We start from the raw sequence: 1,694 nt of genomic DNA on the forward strand, positions 1-1,694 counted from the left end.
TGGGTTCTTACGCAATTTTGGGGATAAGGGGTATTTAAAACAGGGTATAGTATAGTAAAAGGGGTGATTGTTATGCTTCATTCTATCACGAAACTTGATCCTCATGTTCACATTGTATCAACATCAGAAGAAACCGATATTATTAAAGTTGTGGCATTTATAGAATCAAAAAGTGCCACATGCCCGCATTGCCATCAGAAAAGTTGTCGCGCACATAGTCATTACACAAGGGTGATTGATGATTTACCTATTCAAAATAAGGCGGTACGCCTTTATCTGAGAAGTAAAAAATGGTTTTGTACCCACACGTCTTGTAAAAGTAAAGTATTCACTGAACGTTATGATTGGTTACTTCCGTCTAAACAACGAACGGTTCGATTAGAAAACACTTTACGTGATATAGCTTTCGTCAATAATTGTATAAAAGGTGCCCAATTGAGTAAAAAACTAGGGATGCCTACGAGTCATGATACGTTGCTTCGGATTATTTATCAATCGAACATCGAACCTTCGGTTCGCCCCTTTTGTCGGGATCGATGACTTTGCTTGGAGGAAAGGTCACCGTTATGGTGTGCTGATTTGTGATGGTCTCACACACCAACCCGTTGATGTCTTACCAGATCGAGAGAAAGAAACCTTAGAAAAATGGTTTAAAGAACACACAATGATTATAAAAGTGACACGAGATCGTTACACGCGTTTTAATGAAGTGTTAGATGGCGTTTCATCTATTACACAAATCCACGATCGCTTTCACCTCATACAAAATTTATGGACATTACATGATAACGTACTGAGAAAACTGTTACCTAATCGTATAGAGAAAGATACGCAGGAAAACATATCAACACCACAAGAGATACCATTAACTAAAAGTGAAAAGGCTCGAATAGAAAACGCCAATAAAAAATGGGAACAGGCTTGTCATATAAAAGCATTGAAAAAAGAAGGCTATTCTCTTCGAAAAATTAGCGATATTCTGAATATAGACCGACGAACGGTTAAGAAATACATTGAGATGACAGAACCACCAGCTCTTAAGCGCACAAAACGTCCAAAACCTTTAGATGCTTTTCAACAAGAGGTTATACAGTGGGAGACCGACGGTCTCACCATTCGTGCTATGTATCATAAATTAAAAGAAAATAATTATACCGGAACCTACGGTGCTTTAAAATATTATGTTGCGAATATACGCAAGAAGAAAAAGGCTGGCCAAACGTTACAGCCTGATAGCTACTACACTAGAAAAGACGTTAGAAAAATATTATGGCAAAATGATTTAGAAGATGAGAAGAAACGGAAAATAATGAATGAGATACTAACGAAACATCCTAAACTTAGACCAATCTATGCGTTCATCACAAGTTTTCGACAAGCACTAAAGGACAGAGATATGCCTGAGTTTCGCGAACTCATTTTATATGAGAAAGATCGACAGGATCCATTAACTACACACTTCATTTCAAGACTATTATCTGATTTCCCACCTACCTTAAATGCCATAGAACTTTATGAAAACAATGGCTTCCTAGAAGGTCAAGTTAATCGATTGAAAACAATTAAACGCATGTTGTATGGAAGAGCAAGTTTCCCTCTCTTACGTCTAAGAATGCTCTATCAACCATAATTTCAAAAAATAAACGAATTTATATTTGTTAAGCGCATGTATTATCCCCAAAATTGCGTAAGAA

At 36.8% G+C, this 1,694-nt stretch carries 2 protein-coding genes; both read left to right on the plus strand.

Annotated elements, in window-relative coordinates; translation table 11 throughout:
• Nucleotides 1–72 precede the first annotated feature (72 nt).
• A complete protein-coding gene (locus DES38_RS11870) occupies nucleotides 73–540 on the plus strand; it encodes a transposase family protein (RefSeq protein WP_110252292.1) in 468 nt (155 codons plus the stop codon).
• Nucleotides 467–1,630, plus strand: coding sequence for a transposase (locus tag DES38_RS11875; protein ID WP_110252293.1), 1,164 nt, complete (start codon nucleotides 467–469; stop codon nucleotides 1,628–1,630). Before DES38_RS11870 ends, DES38_RS11875 begins: the two co-directional genes overlap by 74 nt.
• The last annotated feature ends 64 nt before the right edge of the window (nucleotides 1,631–1,694 follow it).

This window comes from Streptohalobacillus salinus (genome assembly GCF_003201605.1).
GTDB classification, from domain to species: domain Bacteria; phylum Bacillota; class Bacilli; order Bacillales; family Amphibacillaceae; genus Streptohalobacillus; species Streptohalobacillus salinus.